At 72.7% G+C, this 15,832-nt stretch carries 16 protein-coding genes; 14 read left to right on the top strand and 2 right to left on the bottom strand.

The window, feature by feature from the left end:
• Nucleotides 1–17: 17 nt before the first annotated feature.
• The 4 genes from aroB (at nucleotide 18) to BN6_RS30460 (ending at nucleotide 3,603) form a co-directional block, all read left to right on the top strand.
• Nucleotides 18–1,124 carry a 3-dehydroquinate synthase gene (gene aroB, locus BN6_RS30475; protein WP_015103684.1) on the top strand — a complete coding sequence of 369 codons (1,107 nt, stop codon included), beginning with the start codon at nucleotides 18–20 and terminating at the stop codon, nucleotides 1,122–1,124.
• Nucleotides 1,121–1,549 (top strand): type II 3-dehydroquinate dehydratase, encoded by a 429-nt coding sequence (gene aroQ, locus BN6_RS30470; protein ID WP_015103683.1) that lies wholly within the window; start codon nucleotides 1,121–1,123, stop codon nucleotides 1,547–1,549. Before aroB ends, aroQ begins: the two co-directional genes overlap by 4 nt.
• Nucleotides 1,550–1,623: 74 nt before the next feature.
• Nucleotides 1,624–2,031: a VOC family protein gene (locus tag BN6_RS30465; RefSeq protein ID WP_015103682.1), complete on the top strand. Its 408-nt coding sequence runs from the start codon at nucleotides 1,624–1,626 to the stop codon at nucleotides 2,029–2,031.
• Nucleotides 2,032–2,109: 78 nt separating this feature from the next.
• Nucleotides 2,110–3,603: a glycoside hydrolase family protein gene (locus BN6_RS30460; protein WP_015103681.1), complete on the top strand. Its 1,494-nt coding sequence runs from the start codon at nucleotides 2,110–2,112 to the stop codon at nucleotides 3,601–3,603.
• 13 nt (nucleotides 3,604–3,616) lie between these two features.
• On the opposite strand, the gene BN6_RS30455 is transcribed toward BN6_RS30460, so the two are convergent.
• The gene (locus tag BN6_RS30455) at nucleotides 3,617–4,024 is read right to left on the bottom strand and encodes a B-4DMT family transporter (RefSeq protein ID WP_015103680.1); all 408 of its coding nucleotides are present in this window, start codon (nucleotides 4,022–4,024) and stop codon (nucleotides 3,617–3,619) included.
• A 53-nt stretch (nucleotides 4,025–4,077) separates the two neighbouring features.
• Here BN6_RS30455 and BN6_RS30450 point away from each other — a divergent pair, with 53 nt between their 5' ends.
• From BN6_RS30450 to nusB, 3 genes are read left to right on the top strand one after another with little or no spacing between them, the layout of a single operon-like run.
• A complete protein-coding gene (locus tag BN6_RS30450) occupies nucleotides 4,078–5,163 on the top strand; it encodes a M24 family metallopeptidase (protein WP_015103679.1) in 1,086 nt (361 codons plus the stop codon).
• A 34-nt stretch (nucleotides 5,164–5,197) separates the two neighbouring features.
• Nucleotides 5,198–5,761, top strand: coding sequence for an elongation factor P (gene efp / locus BN6_RS30445; protein ID WP_015103678.1), 564 nt, complete (start codon nucleotides 5,198–5,200; stop codon nucleotides 5,759–5,761).
• A 1-nt stretch (nucleotide 5,762) separates the two neighbouring features.
• Entirely contained in the window at nucleotides 5,763–6,182 is a 420-nt protein-coding gene (gene nusB / locus BN6_RS30440) for a transcription antitermination factor NusB (protein ID WP_015103677.1), read from the top strand.
• 127 nt (nucleotides 6,183–6,309) lie between these two features.
• Here the strand turns inward: nusB and bldD are convergent, their stop codons facing one another.
• A complete protein-coding gene (bldD, locus tag BN6_RS30435; protein ID WP_015103676.1) occupies nucleotides 6,310–6,798 on the bottom strand; it encodes a transcriptional regulator BldD in 489 nt (162 codons plus the stop codon).
• A 258-nt stretch (nucleotides 6,799–7,056) separates the two neighbouring features.
• Here bldD and pyrR point away from each other — a divergent pair, with 258 nt between their 5' ends.
• The 7 genes from pyrR to pyrF are packed head-to-tail and all read left to right on the top strand — an operon-like array spanning nucleotide 7,057 to nucleotide 15,606.
• Nucleotides 7,057–7,629 carry a bifunctional pyr operon transcriptional regulator/uracil phosphoribosyltransferase PyrR gene (gene pyrR / locus BN6_RS30430; protein ID WP_015103675.1) on the top strand — a complete coding sequence of 191 codons (573 nt, stop codon included), beginning with the start codon at nucleotides 7,057–7,059 and terminating at the stop codon, nucleotides 7,627–7,629.
• Nucleotides 7,626–8,585 (top strand): aspartate carbamoyltransferase catalytic subunit, encoded by a 960-nt coding sequence (locus BN6_RS30425; RefSeq protein WP_015103674.1) that lies wholly within the window; start codon nucleotides 7,626–7,628, stop codon nucleotides 8,583–8,585. Before pyrR ends, BN6_RS30425 begins: the two co-directional genes overlap by 4 nt.
• Nucleotides 8,582–9,871 carry a dihydroorotase gene (locus tag BN6_RS30420; RefSeq protein WP_015103673.1) on the top strand — a complete coding sequence of 430 codons (1,290 nt, stop codon included), beginning with the start codon at nucleotides 8,582–8,584 and terminating at the stop codon, nucleotides 9,869–9,871. Before BN6_RS30425 ends, BN6_RS30420 begins: the two co-directional genes overlap by 4 nt.
• Nucleotides 9,868–10,353, top strand: coding sequence for a PH-like domain-containing protein (locus tag BN6_RS30415; protein ID WP_015103672.1), 486 nt, complete (start codon nucleotides 9,868–9,870; stop codon nucleotides 10,351–10,353). The genes BN6_RS30420 and BN6_RS30415 overlap by 4 nt, the downstream gene beginning before the upstream one ends.
• Nucleotides 10,350–11,492 carry a glutamine-hydrolyzing carbamoyl-phosphate synthase small subunit gene (carA, locus tag BN6_RS30410; protein WP_041314595.1) on the top strand — a complete coding sequence of 381 codons (1,143 nt, stop codon included), beginning with the start codon at nucleotides 10,350–10,352 and terminating at the stop codon, nucleotides 11,490–11,492. The genes BN6_RS30415 and carA overlap by 4 nt, the downstream gene beginning before the upstream one ends.
• Nucleotides 11,492–14,791 carry a carbamoyl-phosphate synthase large subunit gene (carB, locus tag BN6_RS30405; RefSeq protein ID WP_015103670.1) on the top strand — a complete coding sequence of 1,100 codons (3,300 nt, stop codon included), beginning with the start codon at nucleotides 11,492–11,494 and terminating at the stop codon, nucleotides 14,789–14,791. Before carA ends, carB begins: the two co-directional genes overlap by 1 nt.
• Nucleotides 14,788–15,606, top strand: a complete 819-nt coding sequence (pyrF, locus tag BN6_RS30400) for an orotidine-5'-phosphate decarboxylase (protein ID WP_015103669.1) — start codon at nucleotides 14,788–14,790, stop codon at nucleotides 15,604–15,606. The genes carB and pyrF overlap by 4 nt, the downstream gene beginning before the upstream one ends.
• Nucleotides 15,607–15,832: the final 226 nt, after the last annotated feature.

Below are 15,832 nucleotides of genomic sequence, written 5' to 3'. Positions count from 1 at the left end.
GACGAGAGGGAGTGGTGATGGGCGAGCCGGTGCGGATCCGCGTGGCCGCGGAACGACCGTACGACGTGGTGGTGGGGCGCGGGCTGCTCGGCGACCTGGTCGAGACCCTGCGCGGCACGGCCAAGGCGGCGATCGTCCACACGCCCACGCTCGCCGAGACCGCCGAGGCGGTCCGGGCGGAGCTGGCGGCGGCCGGGATCGACGCGCACCGGGTTGAGGTGCCCGACGCCGAGGACGGCAAGGACCTCCGGGTCGCCGGGTACTGCTGGGGCGTGTTCGGCCAGATCGGGCTGGGCCGGCAGGACGCCGTGATCGGCCTGGGCGGCGGCGCGGTGACCGACCTGGCCGGATTCGTCGCGTCCACCTGGATGCGCGGCGTGAAGCTGGTGCACGTGCCGACCACGCTGCTGGGCATGGTGGACGCCGCGGTCGGCGGCAAGACCGGCATCAACACCGACGCGGGCAAGAACCTGGTGGGCACGTTCTACGAGCCGCACGCCGTGCTGGTCGACCTGTCCACGCTGGAGACCCTGCCGCGCAACGAGCTCGTCGCGGGCATGGCGGAGGTGGTGAAGGGCGGTTTCATCGCCGACCCGGTGATCCTCGACCTGATCGAGGCCGACCCGGAGCGCGCGCTCGACCCGACCGGCGACGTGCTCGAAGAGCTGGTGCGGCGCAAGATCCAGGTCAAGGCGGACGTGGTGTCGACCGACCTGCGCGAGTCCGACCTGCGGGAGATCCTCAACTACGGCCACACCCTGGGCCACGCCATCGAGCGCCGCGAGCGCTACCGCTGGCGGCACGGCGCGGCGGTCAGCGTCGGCCTGGTGTTCGCCGCGGAGCTGGCCCGGCTGGCGGGCCGGCTCGACGACGCCACCGCCGACCGGCACCGCCGGGTGCTCGACGCGCTGGGCCTGCCCACCCGGTACGACCCGGACGCGCTGCCCCAGCTGCTCGACGGCATGCGGGTGGACAAGAAGAACCGCTCCGGCGTGCTGCGGTTCGTGGTGCTCGACGGCCTGGCCAAGCCCGGCCGGCTGGAGGGCCCGGACCCGTCGCTGATCGTCGCCGCGTACTCCGCGGTGGCCGCCGAGCCGACCTCCGGCGGGAGCGTGCTGCTGTGAAGGTGCTCGTCCTCAACGGGCCCAACCTGGGCCGTCTGGGCACCCGCGAACCCGACATCTACGGCGCCACCACGTACGCCGACCTGGTCGGCCTGTGCGAGGCGACCGGGCGCGAGCTGGGCGTCGAGGTCGAGGTCCGGCAGACCGACTCCGAGGGCGAGCTGCTCGGCTGGCTGCACGAGGCCGCCGACGCGGGCACCCCGGTCGTGCTCAACGCGGCCGCGTGGACGCACTACTCGATCGCGGTCCGCGACGCGTGCTCGCAGCTGACCGCGCCGCTGATCGAGGTGCACATCTCCAACGTGCACAAGCGCGAGGACTTCCGCGGCCACAGCGTCCTGTCCGCGATCGCCGAGGGCGTGATCGTCGGCTTGGGCGTGCAGGGCTACCAGCTCGCGATCCGCTGGCTCGCCGACCGGGCCTGACCCGCACGAAGCCCGACCGCCGCACCTCCCCGGGCGGGGGCGTGCGGCGGGATCGCACCGGACCCGGGGGAGCGATGGCGCACGGGGCGTTGCACCACGTCGAGCTGTGGGTGCCGGACCTGGCGCGCGCGGAGCACAGCATCGGCTGGCTGCTGCGCGAGCTGGGCTGGACCGAGTACCAGCGGTGGAGCGCCGGGGTCAGTTGGCGGCTCGGCCCGACCTACCTGGTGGTCGAGCACTCGCCCGCGCTGCGGGCCCACCACCGGCTCGGCACCGGCCTCAACCACTTGGCGTTCCACGTCGGGACCCGTGAGCTGGTGGACGACCTGGTGGTTCGCGCGACCGACCACGGGTGGTCGCCGCTGTTCGCCGACAAGTACCCCCACGCGGGTGGGCCTGCTCACTATGCCGGGTACCTGGAGAACACCGACGGCTTCGAAGTCGAACTCGTGGCCTCGATCGGATCTCACCCGGCCGGGTGAGTTGATCTCTACACTGAACCGGAACCGGGTGTGCCGCGTTCCCCCGGTGGCGCACCCGACTCGGCGGAAGTGGAGACCATGGCCGGCCCGAAGAGGTTCCTCGGAGCCCTCCTCGTCCTCGCCACCGTCGCGGCCTGCGCGCCGGGCATCGCCCAACCGGCGCCCCAGCCCGCCGCACCACCCGCGCCGACGACCACGACCCGGCCGAGCAGACCGGCCCCGCCCGCGCCGGCGCCGGTCGCCGACCGGGGGCGGCAGAGCGCGGGCGTCGTCGCGGCCGGCGCGGAGGCCCCGTACAACTACGGCCCGGCCGTGCTGGCCGAGGGCGGCCGGATCCGGATGTGGTGGTGCAGCCAGCTCCGGTTCGCCGACCCGCCCGGTGACGACCTGCTCCACGCCGAGGCCGCGAGCCCGTCGGGCCCGTTCACCGCGCCCGACGGCGGGCCCGGCCAGGCGGTGCTCAGCGGCAGCGTGACCGGGTTCGACGGCAAGCACGTGTGCGACCCGTCGGTGCTCAAGGTCGGCGGCACCTACTACCTCTACTACACCGGCGCGGCCGGCGAGCACGCCAACGGCAACGCGATCGGCGTCGCCACCAGCCCGGACGGCGTGCGCTGGACCCGGGACGCGGGCGGCCAGCCGATCGTGAGCCCGGCCTACGACACCACCCGCGACAACACCTACGGCGCGGGCCAGCCGTCCGTGTTGTTCGTCGACGGCTGGTTCTACCTGATGTTCACCGACACCACCGGCCGCGCGGCGGGCTGGAACGGCGCGGGCCAGTTCGTGCTGCGCGCCCGCGACCCGGCCTTCCTCAACCACGTCGAGGCGCTGGGCGAGCGCGGGTTCGAACCGGTCGCCGACACCCGCAAGCCGCGCACCCGCTCGGTGGTCGACGCGTTCAGCGCGGACTGGATGTTCGTGGACGCGCTCGATGCGTTCGCCATCGCCCACGAGACCGAGCACGGCACCACGATCACGTTCTGGAACCGCGACTTCACCGGCAACCCGGTCCCGCCGGTCACCATCCCGGGCCGCTGGCGCGAGGGCCCTGGCCTGGTCCGCACCCCGGACGGGCACGCCCCGGTCGCGGCCGAGGACCCGTGCGGCCGGATCCCGCTGGACGTGGTGCGCGCGACCGTCGACGGGGCCGCCGCCGCGCCCACCGACCTGGGCCACTTCGGCCTGGACCTGGCCAACGCCCCCGGCTGCGCGACCGCCGGGACGGCCCGGGTGCTCAACGGCTTCGCCGTGCCGTCGCCGGAGAACACCGTCGACCTGGTCGTCGGCGGCAAGGTGGTCCGGGTCGAGCGCCGCTCGGTCACCGACCGGCTGGCCACCCGCGTGCTGGACCGCCGCCCGCCGGTGGTGGACGCCCTGCCGCTGGTCGCCCGGGTCCCGGCCGGCGCGAAGGCGGTGCGCGCCCCGGACGGCCGGCTGGCGCTGCTGCTGGAGGACAAGCTCTGGCTGGTCGCGGCGGAGGAGGTGCTGGCGCTGAACTCGTCCACCGTCACCGCCGTCACGCAGCAGACCTGGGACGGCTACGAGCAGGCCGGCGACCTGCGCCGCTGACCCCGCGCGGGCGTCAGCGGGCGCTGCCGCCGGGCTGGGGCAGCGCGTTGCCCAGGCCCAGCCCGATCGCGGCGGTGGCCAGCACGAGCAGGGCGGTGAACGCCGCGCCGCCGGTCAGCGCCGCGCCGAGCGCCTCCACCCCGGTCTGGTCGACCAGCGCGGACTTGCCCAGCACGCCGACCAGCCCGGCCACCGGGCCGGCGACCAGGGCGGCGAAGAACCACACCATCCCGCGCCCGTCGAGCCCACGCCACGCGTCCAGCGCACCCCACAGCAGGCCGGCGACGACGACCAGACCCAGCGCGATGTACCGGATCGGCGAGCCCGCTCCCGGGCTGTGCACCGCCACCGCGTCGGTGCCGACCTGCACCCCGCCGTGCAGCAGTCCCATCCACAGCCCCCGGGGCAGCCACCTGCGCATGGGCCCCACCCTAGGCCGCTGTGCCACCGCCGGTAAGCCTCTAGGCTGCGGGTATGTCCCCCTCGACTCGCCGCGCCACGCTGCGCGCCTCGCTCCGGGACCGGGAGCTGGACGCGCTGCTGGTGACCAACCTGCTCAACATCCGCTACCTGACCGGGTTCACCGGGTCGAACGCCGCGCTGCTGGTGTCCGCCGAGTCCGACGAGACCTCGGTCTTCTGCACCGACGGCCGGTACCTGACCCAGGCCGAGCGGCAGGTGCCGGACCTGGAGCGGGTGATCGACCGGCCCTGCGACGTGGCGCTGGCCACGCGGGCGGGCGAGGCGGGGTTGCGGCGCGCGGGCTACGAGAGCCGGCACGTGACGGTGGAGGCGCTCGACGCGCTGACCGACGCCGCCGGGCCGGCCGCGCTGGTCCGCGCGCCGGGGCTGGTCGAGGAGCTGCGGCTGGTCAAGGACGACGCGGAGATCGAGGCGCTGCGGATGGCGTGCGCGGCGGCCGACCGGGCGCTGGCCGGCCTGATCGAGCACGGCGGCCTGCGCGCCGGGCGCACCGAGCGGGAGATCGCCCGCGAGCTGGAGAGCCGGATGCTCGACCACGGCGCGTCCGGCCCGAGCTTCGAGAGCATCGTCGCGGCCGGCGCGAACTCCGCCGTGCCGCACCACCGCCCGACCGACGCCGTCGTGCACGCGGGCGACTTCGTGAAGCTGGACTTCGGCGCCCTGGTCGACGGCTACCACTCCGACATGACCCGCACCCTGGTGGTGGGTCAGGCCGCGGACTGGCAGCGGGACCTGTACGAGCTGGTCGCGGCCTCGCAGGCGGCCGGTCGGCAGGCGCTCGCTCCGGGCACCGCCCTGGACGCGGTGGACGCGGCGGCGCGCGGCGTGATCGAGGAGGCGGGCTACGGCGAGCAGTTCCTGCACGGCCTCGGCCACGGCGTCGGCCTCCAGATCCACGAGGCTCCGGCGCTGTCCAAGGCGGGGGCCGGTACACTTCTGCCCGGAATGGCGGTCACCGTCGAACCCGGCGTGTACCTGGCCGGGCGGGGCGGGGTCCGCATCGAGGACACGCTGGTGGTGCGCCAAGGCGCGCCCGAGCTCCTCACCCTGACCACGAAAGAGCTAGTGGTCGTCTGACGCCCGCACCCCGGACAACAGGAGAGCCCACCCCGTGGCCACCACCAACGACCTGAAGAACGGCCTGGTGCTGAACCTCGACGGCCAGCTGTGGACCGTCACCGCGTTCCAGCACGTCAAGCCGGGCAAAGGTGGCGCCTTCGTGCGCACCACGTTGAAGCACGTGCTGTCCGGCAAGGTCGTGGACCGGACCTTCAACGCGGGCACCAAGGTCGAGACGGCCACCGTGGACAAGCGGGGCATGACCTACCTGTACAAGGACGGCACCGACTTCGTCTTCATGGACGGTGACACGTTCGAGCAGCTCAGCGTCCCCGCCGAGACGGTGTCCGACGCGGCGAACTACATGCTGGAGAACCAGGAGGCGATCGTCGCCGTCCACGAGGGCGTCGCGCTCTACGTGGAGCTGCCGACGAGCGTCGAGCTGGTCATCAAGCACACCGACCCGGGCCTGCAGGGCGACCGCAGCACCGGCGGCACCAAGCCCGCCACGCTGGAGACCGACGCCGAGATCCAGGTCCCGCTGTTCGTCACGACCGGCGAGAAGATCAAGGTCGACACCCGCGACGGCCGGTACCTCGGCCGGGTCAACGGCTGACGTGGGAGCGCGCAGCAAGGCCCGGAAACGGGCCGTGGACGTCCTCTACGAGGCCGATCTGCGCGGTGTGGACGCGGTCACCCTGCTCGCGGAGCGGGTGGGCTCGCCGGACGTGCCGCCGATCAACGACTACACGATCAGCCTGGTGGAGGGTGTCACCGGGCACCGCTCCCGGATCGACGACCTGATCTCGGAGCACGCCGAGGGCTGGACGCTCCAGCGCATGCCGGGCGTGGACCGCGCCGTGCTGCGGCTGGGCCTCTACGAGCTGCTGTGGGCGGCCGACGTGCCGGACGCGGTCGCCATCGACGAGGCCGTGGAGCTGGCCAAGCAGCTCTCCACGGACGACTCGCCGCGCTTCGTCAACGGCGTGCTGGGCCGGATCGCGGTCATCGCGGACCAGCTGCGCGCGGTGCTCTAGGACACTTCTGCCCGGAACGGCCCTCGCGTGCTCGACGCGGGGGCCGTTCCGCACGTCCCGACCCGACCGGGACGTGCGGAAGAGGGGCCGCCGCGGCGTGCCGTGCCGGCCCTCTCTCGCGTCGCGCTCAGTCCTCCTTGGCCGGTCGGGCCTCGGGAGGCAGCACACCCCAGTCGATGAGCTGTTCGGTGAGCTCGCCCGGCGTCATGTCGTAGATGATCGCCAGGGAGCGCAGGTCCTCGGTCCGGATGGACAGCACCTTGCCGTTGTAGTCACCGCGCTGGCTCTGGATGGTGGCCGCGTACCGCGCGAGCGGCCCGACCTTCTCCGCCGGCAGCTGTTGCAGCCGTTCCAGGTTGATGACGATCTTCGTCGCGGGCTCGGCACCGGAGGGCACGCGGCCCTCCGGCAGCAGTTCCGCGACCGGCACCCCGTAGAAGTCGGCCAGCTCGGCGAGCTTCTGCACGGTCACGGCTCGGTCGCCGCGCTCGTACGAGCCGACGACCACGGCCTTCCAGCGACCGCCGGACTTCTGCTCGACGCCGTGCAAAGACAAGCCCTGCTGCTGGCGGATCGCGCGGAGCTTTGCCCCCAGCGCCTTGGCGTAGTCGCCCATGTGGCGGTTCTCCGTTCATTCGCCCCGTCAGCCGGTAGGGGACTGCCGCGGGGAGGCTTAGATCAATACGCAGAGTAATCATTGCTCTCCGTGGTCGCCAGGTCAAGCCGATCTCGCCGACGCAGGTGGGGCAAACCACCCGGACCACCCGGAAGATTGACCGGGAAAGCCTGATACGGTGCTGGTCAGCCCGGTCTGAGCCGGGTGTCCGACGTCCTTTAAGGACCCGTCCAGCGAGGCGGGGAAGGAGGTCCAACCGTGGCGCCACGTCAACGTGGCGCGACGGACCCGGCCGGGGAGCGAGAGCTCCTGTCGGCCGGTGACGTCGCGCGTACCGTCGCCCGAATGGCCCATCAGATCATCGAGAAGACGGCTCTCGATGCACCCAGCGCACCCGCGGTAGTCCTGATGGGGATTCCAAGCCGGGGTGCGCCCCTCGCCCGCAGGCTCGCGGTCAAGATCCGGGAATTCAGCGGTGTGGCGGTACCCACCGGCACCCTGGACGTGACTCTGCATCGGGACGACCTGCGGCGCGGCCCGACCCGGCCACTTGAGACGACCAAGCTCCCGGATGGCGGTATCGACGACCGCCTGGTCGTCCTGGTCGACGACGTCCTGTTCTCCGGCCGCACGATCCGGGCCGCCTTGGACGCGCTGCGCGACCACGGCCGCCCGCGCGCCGTGCAGCTCGCGGTGCTGGTCGACCGGGGCCACCGCGAACTGCCGATCCGCGCGGACTACGTCGGCAAGAACGTCCCCACCGCCCGGTCCGAGGAGGTCCACGTGCTGCTGGAGGAGTTCGACCAGCGGGACGGGGTGGTGCTGCGGTGAAGCACCTGCTGTCCACCGAGGGCATCGACCCGGCGGACGCCACCGCGATCCTGGACACCGCCGCGGGCCTCAAGCAGTCGCTGGAGGGCCGCGAGGTGCGCAAGCTGCCCACGCTGCGCGGCCGCACGGTGATCACGATGTTCTACGAGAACTCCACCCGGACCCGGGTCAGCTTCGAGATCGCGGGCAAGTGGATGAGCGCGGACGTGGTGAACGTCTCGTCGTCGGGCTCCAGCGTGAGCAAGGGCGAGTCGCTCCGGGACACCGCGCTCACCCTGGCCGCGGCCGGCGCGGACTGCGTGATCGTCCGGCACCCGGCCTCCGGCGCGGCGCACCGGCTGGCCGGCTGGCTCAAGCACACCGGCACGTCGGTGGTGAACGCCGGCGACGGGATGCACGAGCACCCCACCCAGGCGCTGCTGGACGCGGCCACCCTGCGGGAGCGGCTCGGCGACCTGCGGGACCGCCGGATCGCGATCGTCGGCGACGTGCTGCACAGCCGGGTCGCCCGGTCGAACGTGCACCTGCTGACCGCACTCGGCGCGGAGGTCACCCTGGTGGCCCCGCCGACGCTGCTGCCCGCGGGCGTGGCGAACTGGCCGGTCACCGTCTCGCACGAACTCGACGCGGAGCTGCCCGGCCAGGACGCGGTCATGCTGCTCCGCGTCCAGGCGGAACGGATGTACGGGGGGCCCGCCGGCGCTGCCGGCAACGGGCACTTCTTCCCGTCGGCGCGCGAGTACTCGATCGCCTACGGGCTCAACGAACGACGACTGGCCCTGCTCCCCGAGCACGCCGTGGTGCTGCACCCCGGTCCGATGCTGCGCGGCATGGAGATCGCGAGCGCGGTCGCCGACTCGCCCCGCGCCGCCATCACCGACCAGGTGCGCAACGGCGTGCACGTGCGCATGGCCGTCCTCTACCACCTGCTTGCCCACGAGGAGGAGAACGCGTGAACCCCTTGATCCTCAGGGGAGTGCGGCCCTACGGCGAAGGCGACCCGGTCGACGTGCTGATCCGCGACGGCGTGATCGCCGCCGTCGGCGCGGTCGCCGACGACGGTGACGCCGAGGTCGTGCAGGGCGGTGGCGCCGTGCTGCTGCCCGGCTTCGTCGACCTGCACACCCACCTGCGCGAGCCCGGCCGCGAGGACACCGAGACCATCGAGACCGGCTCCGCCGCCGCGGCGCTCGGCGGCTACACCGCGGTCTTCGCCATGGCCAACACCGACCCGGTCGCGGACAACGCCGTGGTGGTCGAGCACGTGGCCCGGCGCGGTCGCGAGGTCGGCCTGGTCGACGTGCACCCGGTGGGCGCGGTCACCGTCGGCCTCAGGGGCGAGAAGCTCGCCGAGCTGGGCACCATGGCCAAGGCCGGCGTCCGGGTGTTCTCCGACGACGGCCACTGCGTGCACGACCCGCTGATCATGCGCCGGGCGCTGGAGTACTCCAAGGCGCTGGACGTGGTCGTCGCGCAGCACGCCGAGGAGCCCCGGCTGACCGCCGGCGCGCAGGCCCACGAGGGCGAGCACGCCGCGCGGCTGGGCCTGCAGGGCTGGCCGGCCGCCGCCGAGGAGGCCATCGTGGCCCGCGACTGCCTGCTGGCCAAGCAGGTCGGCGCCCGGCTGCACGTCTGCCACGTCTCCACCGCCGGCACCGCCGACGTGCTGGCCTGGGCCAAGGCCCGGGGCACCGACGTCTCCGCCGAGGTCACCCCGCACCACCTGCTGCTGACCGACGACCGGCTGGCGACCTACGACCCGGTCAACAAGGTCAACCCGCCGCTGCGCACCTCCGCCGACGTGGCGAAGCTGCGCCAGGCGCTGGCCGACGGCGTGATCGACTGCGTCGCGACCGACCACGCCCCGCACGCCGTGCAGGACAAGGACTGCGAGTGGGCCGCGGCCCGGCCCGGCATGCTGGGCCTGCAGACCGCGCTGTCGATCGTCGTCTCGACCATGGTGGAGACCGGCCTGCTCGACTGGCGCGGCGTCGCCCGGGTGATGAGCGAGCGGCCGGCCGAGATCGCCGGCCTGCCCGACCACGGCCGCCCGGTCGAGGTGGGCGAGCCCGCCAACCTGGTGCTGGTCGACCCGGACACCACCTGGACCGTGCGCGGCGCGGACTTCGCCAGCATCGCGGCCAACACCCCGTTCGAGGGCATGGAGCTGCCCGGCCGGGTCGTCGCCACGCTGCTGCGCGGGCGCGTGACCACCGCCACCAGCGGAAGGATCCCCGCATGACCCGCGTGCTGCTGTCCCTCGCGGTGTTCGCCGTCTTCGCCCTGGCCGTCTACGGCATGTGGCACGGCTGGCGGGCCCGCGCCAAGCGGCAGGCCGAGGCGCTGCCGGAGTTCCCCCAGCCGCCCGCCGAGCCCGGCGCGGCCAGGCTGGAGACCACCGGCGTCTACGTCGGCACCACGATCGGCGACGACTGGCAGGACCGGGTCGCGGTCGGCGACGTCGGCCACCGCGCCGAGGCCGTGCTCAAGCTGACCGACACCGGCGTGCTGGTGGAGCGGACCGGCGCGAGCGCCATGTGGATCCCGCTGGCCGACGTGCTCGACGCCCGCACCGCGCGCGGTCTGGCGGGCAAGGTGATGACCGCCGACGGTCTGCTGGTGGTGCGCTGGCAGCGCGAGGGCCAGACGTTCGACACCGGTTTCCGGGGCGACGACAAGGACGTGTACGAGCAGTGGGTGCAGGCGCTGGGAGGCCGTGCGTGAACAACTCCGCCAACAACAACTCCGCGACGACCGGCGCCGCCCTGGTGCTGGAGGACGGCCGGGTCTTCCGCGGCGAGTCCTACGGCGCGCTCGGGGCGAGCCTGGGCGAGGCGGTGTTCTCCACCGGCATGACCGGCTACCAGGAGACCCTCACCGACCCGTCCTACCACCGCCAGATCGTGGTGCAGACCGCGCCGCAGATCGGCAACACCGGCTGGAACGACGAGGACGACGAGTCGTCCCGGATCTGGGTCGCGGGCTACGTCGTGCGCGACCCGGCGCGTGTGCCGTCCAACTGGCGCTCCACCCGCGGCCTGGACGAGGAGCTGACCCGGCAGGGCGTGGTCGGCATCGCCGGCATCGACACCCGGATGCTCACCCGCCACCTGCGCGAGCGGGGCGCGATGCGCGCCGGCGTGTTCTCCGGTGCCGACCTGGGCAGCGACGGCGAGATGCTGGAGCGGGTGCGCACCGCGCCCGGCATGACCGGCGCGGACCTGGCCGGCGACGTGACCACGCCGCGGCCCTACGTGGTCGAGGCGATCGGCGAGCGCCAGTTCCGGGTCGCCGCGCTGGACCTGGGCATCAAGTCCAACACGCCGCGGATGCTGGCCGCGCGCGGCATCGAGGTGCACGTGCTGCCACTGCACTCGACGTTCGCCGACATCGAGGCGCTCGCGCCGGACGGGGTGTTCCTGTCCAACGGCCCCGGCGACCCGGCCACCCAGGCGCACGCCGTCGGGCTGACCCGCGAGGTGCTGGAGAAGCAGATCCCGCTGTTCGGCATCTGCTTCGGCAACCAGATCCTGGGCCGCGCGCTGGGCCGCGAGACCTACAAGATGCGCTACGGCCACCGCGGCATCAACATCCCGGTGATCGACGTCGCGACCGGCAAGGTGGCCATCACCTCGCAGAACCACGGGTTCGCGCTGGAGGGCGAGCCGGGCGAGGAGTTCGGCTCCGACTTCGGCCGCGTGCAGCTGAGCCACTACTGCCCGAACGACGGCACCGTGGAGGGCGTGCGCGCCCTGGAGGTGCCGGCGTTCAGCGTGCAGTACCACCCGGAAGCGGCGGCCGGACCGCACGACGCGGCCCCGCTGTTCGACGAGTTCGTGATGATGATGGGCGGGTGCCTCTGATGCCGAAGAGGACTGATCTCAAGCACGTGCTGGTGATCGGCTCGGGGCCGATCGTGATCGGCCAGGCCTGCGAGTTCGACTACTCGGGCACCCAGGCGTGCCGCGTGCTGCGCGACGAGGGCCTGCGGGTCAGCCTGGTCAACTCCAACCCGGCCACCATCATGACCGACCCGGAGTTCGCCGACGCCACCTACGTCGAGCCGATCACGCCGGAGTTCGTGGAGAAGGTGATCGCCGCCGAGCGCCCGGACGCGATCCTGGCCACCCTGGGCGGGCAGACCGCCCTGAACACCGCCATCGCGCTGCACGAGCGCGGGGTGCTGGAGAAGTACGACGTCGAGCTGATCGGCGCGGACATCGACGCCATCCAGCGCGGCGAGGACCGGCAGATCTTCAAGGACCTGGTGCGCAAGATCGGCGCCGAGGTCCCGCGCAGCGCGGTGTGCCGCACCATGGACGAGGTCCGCGCCACGGTCGCCGAGCTGGGCCTGCCGGTGGTGATCCGGCCGTCGTTCACCATGGGCGGCCTGGGCTCCGGCATGGCGCACACCCCCGAGCAGCTGGAGCGGCTGGCCGCCTCCGGGCTCGCCGAGTCCCCGGTCACCGAGGTGCTGATCGAGGAGAGCGTGCTCGGCTGGAAGGAGTACGAGCTCGAGCTCATGCGCGACCGCAACGACAACGTGGTCGTGGTGTGCTCGATCGAGAACATCGACCCGATGGGCGTGCACACCGGCGACTCGGTGACCGTCGCGCCCGCGATGACGCTGACCGACCGCGAGTACCAGCACATGCGCGACGTCGGCATCGCGGTCATCCGCGAGGTCGGCGTGGACACCGGCGGGTGCAACATCCAGTTCGCCATCAACCCGGAAACCGGGCGGATGGTCGTGATCGAAATGAACCCGCGCGTTTCCCGGTCCTCCGCGCTCGCGTCGAAGGCGACCGGCTTCCCGATCGCCAAGATCGCCGCGAAACTCGCCATCGGCTACGCCCTGGACGAAATCCGCAACGACATCACCGGCGAGACGCCGGCCAGTTTCGAGCCGACGCTGGACTACGTCGTGGTGAAGGTGCCGAGGTTCGCCTTCGAGAAGTTCCCCGGCGCGGACCGGACGCTCACCACGACCATGAAGTCGGTCGGCGAGGCGATGTCCATCGGCCGCAGCTTCGCGGAGGCGCTGGGCAAGGCGTTGCGCTCCATGGAGACCAAGGCCGCCGGCTTCTGGACCACCCCGGACCCGGACACCACGCTGGAGTCCACTCTGGACGAACTGCGCGCGGGCCACGACGGCCGGCTGTACACCGTGGACCGGGCGTTGCGCCTGGGTGCGACGATCGAGCAGGTGCACGAGGCGTCCGGCATCGACCCGTGGTTCGTCGAGCAGATCGCCTGGCTGGTCGCCCTGGGCCGGGAGATCGAGGACGCCCCGGTGCTCGACGAGCGCCTGCTGCGCAAGGCCAAGCGGGCGGGCCTGTCCGACCGGCAGATCGCCGCGCTGCGCTCCGAGCTCGCCGGCGAGGACGGCGTGCGGAGGCTGCGGCACCGGCTGGGCGTGCGGCCGGTGTACAAGACCGTCGACACCTGCGCCGCCGAGTTCGCCGCCAAGACCCCGTACCACTACTCGGCCTACGAGCTCGACCCCGAGGCGGAGACCGAGGTCGCCGAGCAGCGCGACAAGCCCAAGGTGCTGATCCTGGGCTCCGGGCCGAACCGGATCGGGCAGGGCATCGAGTTCGACTACTCCTGCGTGCACGCGGCCATGGCGCTGCGCGCCGCCGGGTACGAGACGGTGATGGTCAACTGCAACCCGGAGACCGTGTCCACCGACTACGACACCTCCGACCGCCTGTACTTCGAGCCGCTGACGTTCGAGGACGTGCTGGAGGTGTTCCACTCCGAGCAGCGCTCCGGGACCGTCGCGGGCGTGATCGTGCAGCTCGGCGGGCAGACCCCGCTGGGCCTCGCGCAGCGGCTCGCCGACGCGGGCGTGCCGGTCGTGGGCACCCCGCCGCACGCCATCCACCTCGCCGAGGACCGCGGCGCGTTCGGCCAGGTGCTCACCGACGCGGGCCTGCCCGCGCCCAAGTACGGCACCGCCACCTCTTTCGCGCAGGCCAAGGCCATCGCCGACGAGATCGGCTACCCGGTCCTGGTGCGGCCCTCCTACGTGCTCGGCGGGCGCGGCATGGAGATCGTGTACGACGAGAGCACGCTGGCCGGGTACATCGCCCGCGCCACCGAGGTCAGCCCGGAGCACCCGGTGCTGGTCGACCGGTTCCTCGACGACGCCATCGAGATCGACGTCGACGCCCTGTTCGACGGCGAGGAGATCTTCATCGGCGGCGTGATGGAGCACATCGAGGAGGCCGGCGTGCACTCCGGCGACTCGGCGTGCGCGCTGCCCCCGATCACCCTGGGCGAGACCGACGTGGACAACGTGCGGCGCTCCACCCGGGCCATCGCCGAGGGCATCGGCGTGCGCGGCCTGCTCAACGTCCAGTACGCGCTCAAGGACGACGTCCTGTACGTGCTGGAGGCCAACCCGCGGGCGTCGCGGACCGTGCCGTTCGTCTCCAAGGCGACCGCGGTGCCGCTGGCCAAGGCCGCCGCGCGGATCATGCTCGGCACGACGATCGCCGAGCTGCGCGGGGAGGGCATCCTCCCGGCCGAGGGCGACGGCGCGAAGCTGCCGCCGCACGCCCCCGTCGCGGTCAAGGAGGCCGTGCTGCCCTTCCACCGGTTCCGCACGCCGGAGGGCAAGGGCGTGGACTCGCTGCTCGGGCCGGAGATGAAGTCCACCGGCGAGGTGATGGGCATCGACGTGTCCTTCGGCATGGCCTTCGCCAAGTCCCAGACCGCCTCCTACGGCTCGCTGCCCACCTCGGGCCGGGTCTTCGTGTCGGTCGCCAACCGGGACAAGCGGGCCATGATCTTCCCGGTCAAGCGGCTCGCCGACCTGGGCTTCGAGGTGCTCGCCACGGCCGGCACCGCCGAGGTGCTGCGCCGCAACGGCATCCCGTGCACGGTGGTCCGCAAGCACTTCGAAGGCGCGGACAACATCGTCGACGCCATCCTGGACGGGTCCGTCGACATGATCATCAACACCCCTTACGGCAACCACGGCCCCAGGGTGGACGGCTACGAGATCCGCACCGCCGCTGTGGCGAAGGACATCCCGTGCGTCACGACCATCCAGGGCGCCGCCGCGGCCGTGCACGGCATCGAGGCCGCCATCCGCGGTGACATCGGCGTACGGCCCCTCCAGGCGCTCCAGGCGGCCCTGCGGGGTGAGTCGTGAGGTTCGGCGAACGGCTGGTCAAGGCCACCGCTGCGCACGGCCCCCTGTGCGTCGGCATCGACCCCCACCCGGGGCTGCTCGACGCCTGGGGGCTGCCCCGCGACGCGTCGGGCCTGGAGCGGTTCGCGCTGACCTGCGTGGAGGCGTTCGGTGGCCACGTGGCCGTGGTGAAGCCCCAGGCGGCCTTCTTCGAGGCGTACGGCTCGAGGGGCGTGGCGGTGCTGGAACGGGTCGTGGCGGACCTGCGGGGCAGCGGCACGCTGGTCCTGGTGGACGCCAAGCGCGGCGACATCGGCTCCACCATGGCCGCCTACGCCCAGGCGTACCTCGCCGATGGCTCGCCGCTGGCCGGTGACGCCGTCACGCTGTCGCCGTACCTCGGTTTCGGGTCGCTGGACCCGGCGCTGGACGCGGCGCGCGCGAGCGGGCGTGGCGTGTTCGTGCTGGCTTTGACGTCGAATCCCGAGGGCTCCCCGGTGCAGCGCGCGACCGGCCCGGACGGGCGTTCGGTGGCCCAGTCGATCGTCGATCAGGCGGCCGTGCGCAACGCCGGCGCGGACCCCCTGGGCGACGTCGGACTGGTCGTCGGCGCGACCGTGGGCGAACTCGACGCCGACCTGTCTGACCTGCACGGACCTGTCCTGGCGCCAGGTTTCGGGGCCCAGGGCGCGACGGTCGCGGACCTGCGCCGGGTGTTCGGCGAAGACCTGCGCGGGGTGCTCCCGGCGAGCTCCCGGGACGTGCTCCGGCACGGCCCGGACTCCGCAAGTTTGCGGTCCGCGGCGAGGGCGGTGGGCGACTCGCTGGGGCTGTGATCGCGATCAAATCGCGACGCGCTTTGCGTGGTCCGCTCACCTGCGTAAACGGTGCCTGGTACGGTCCTGCCACCGGCGGGACCAAGCCCCATCGAGCGCATACCACACAGGTCGTGCGCAAGGCGTTACCGGTGGCGGTGATGGGCCTGTCGGCGGGTGTTGGTACTACTACCACCCGCCGCGACATCCAGGCGCTGAAAGATTGACCTGACTGGGACCCACGTTG

Source organism: Saccharothrix espanaensis DSM 44229 (assembly GCF_000328705.1).
Taxonomy (GTDB): Bacteria; Actinomycetota; Actinomycetes; order Mycobacteriales; family Pseudonocardiaceae; genus Actinosynnema; species Actinosynnema espanaense.
Note: the sequence above shows the minus strand (reverse complement) of the source record. Positions and strands in the feature narration are given on the sequence as shown.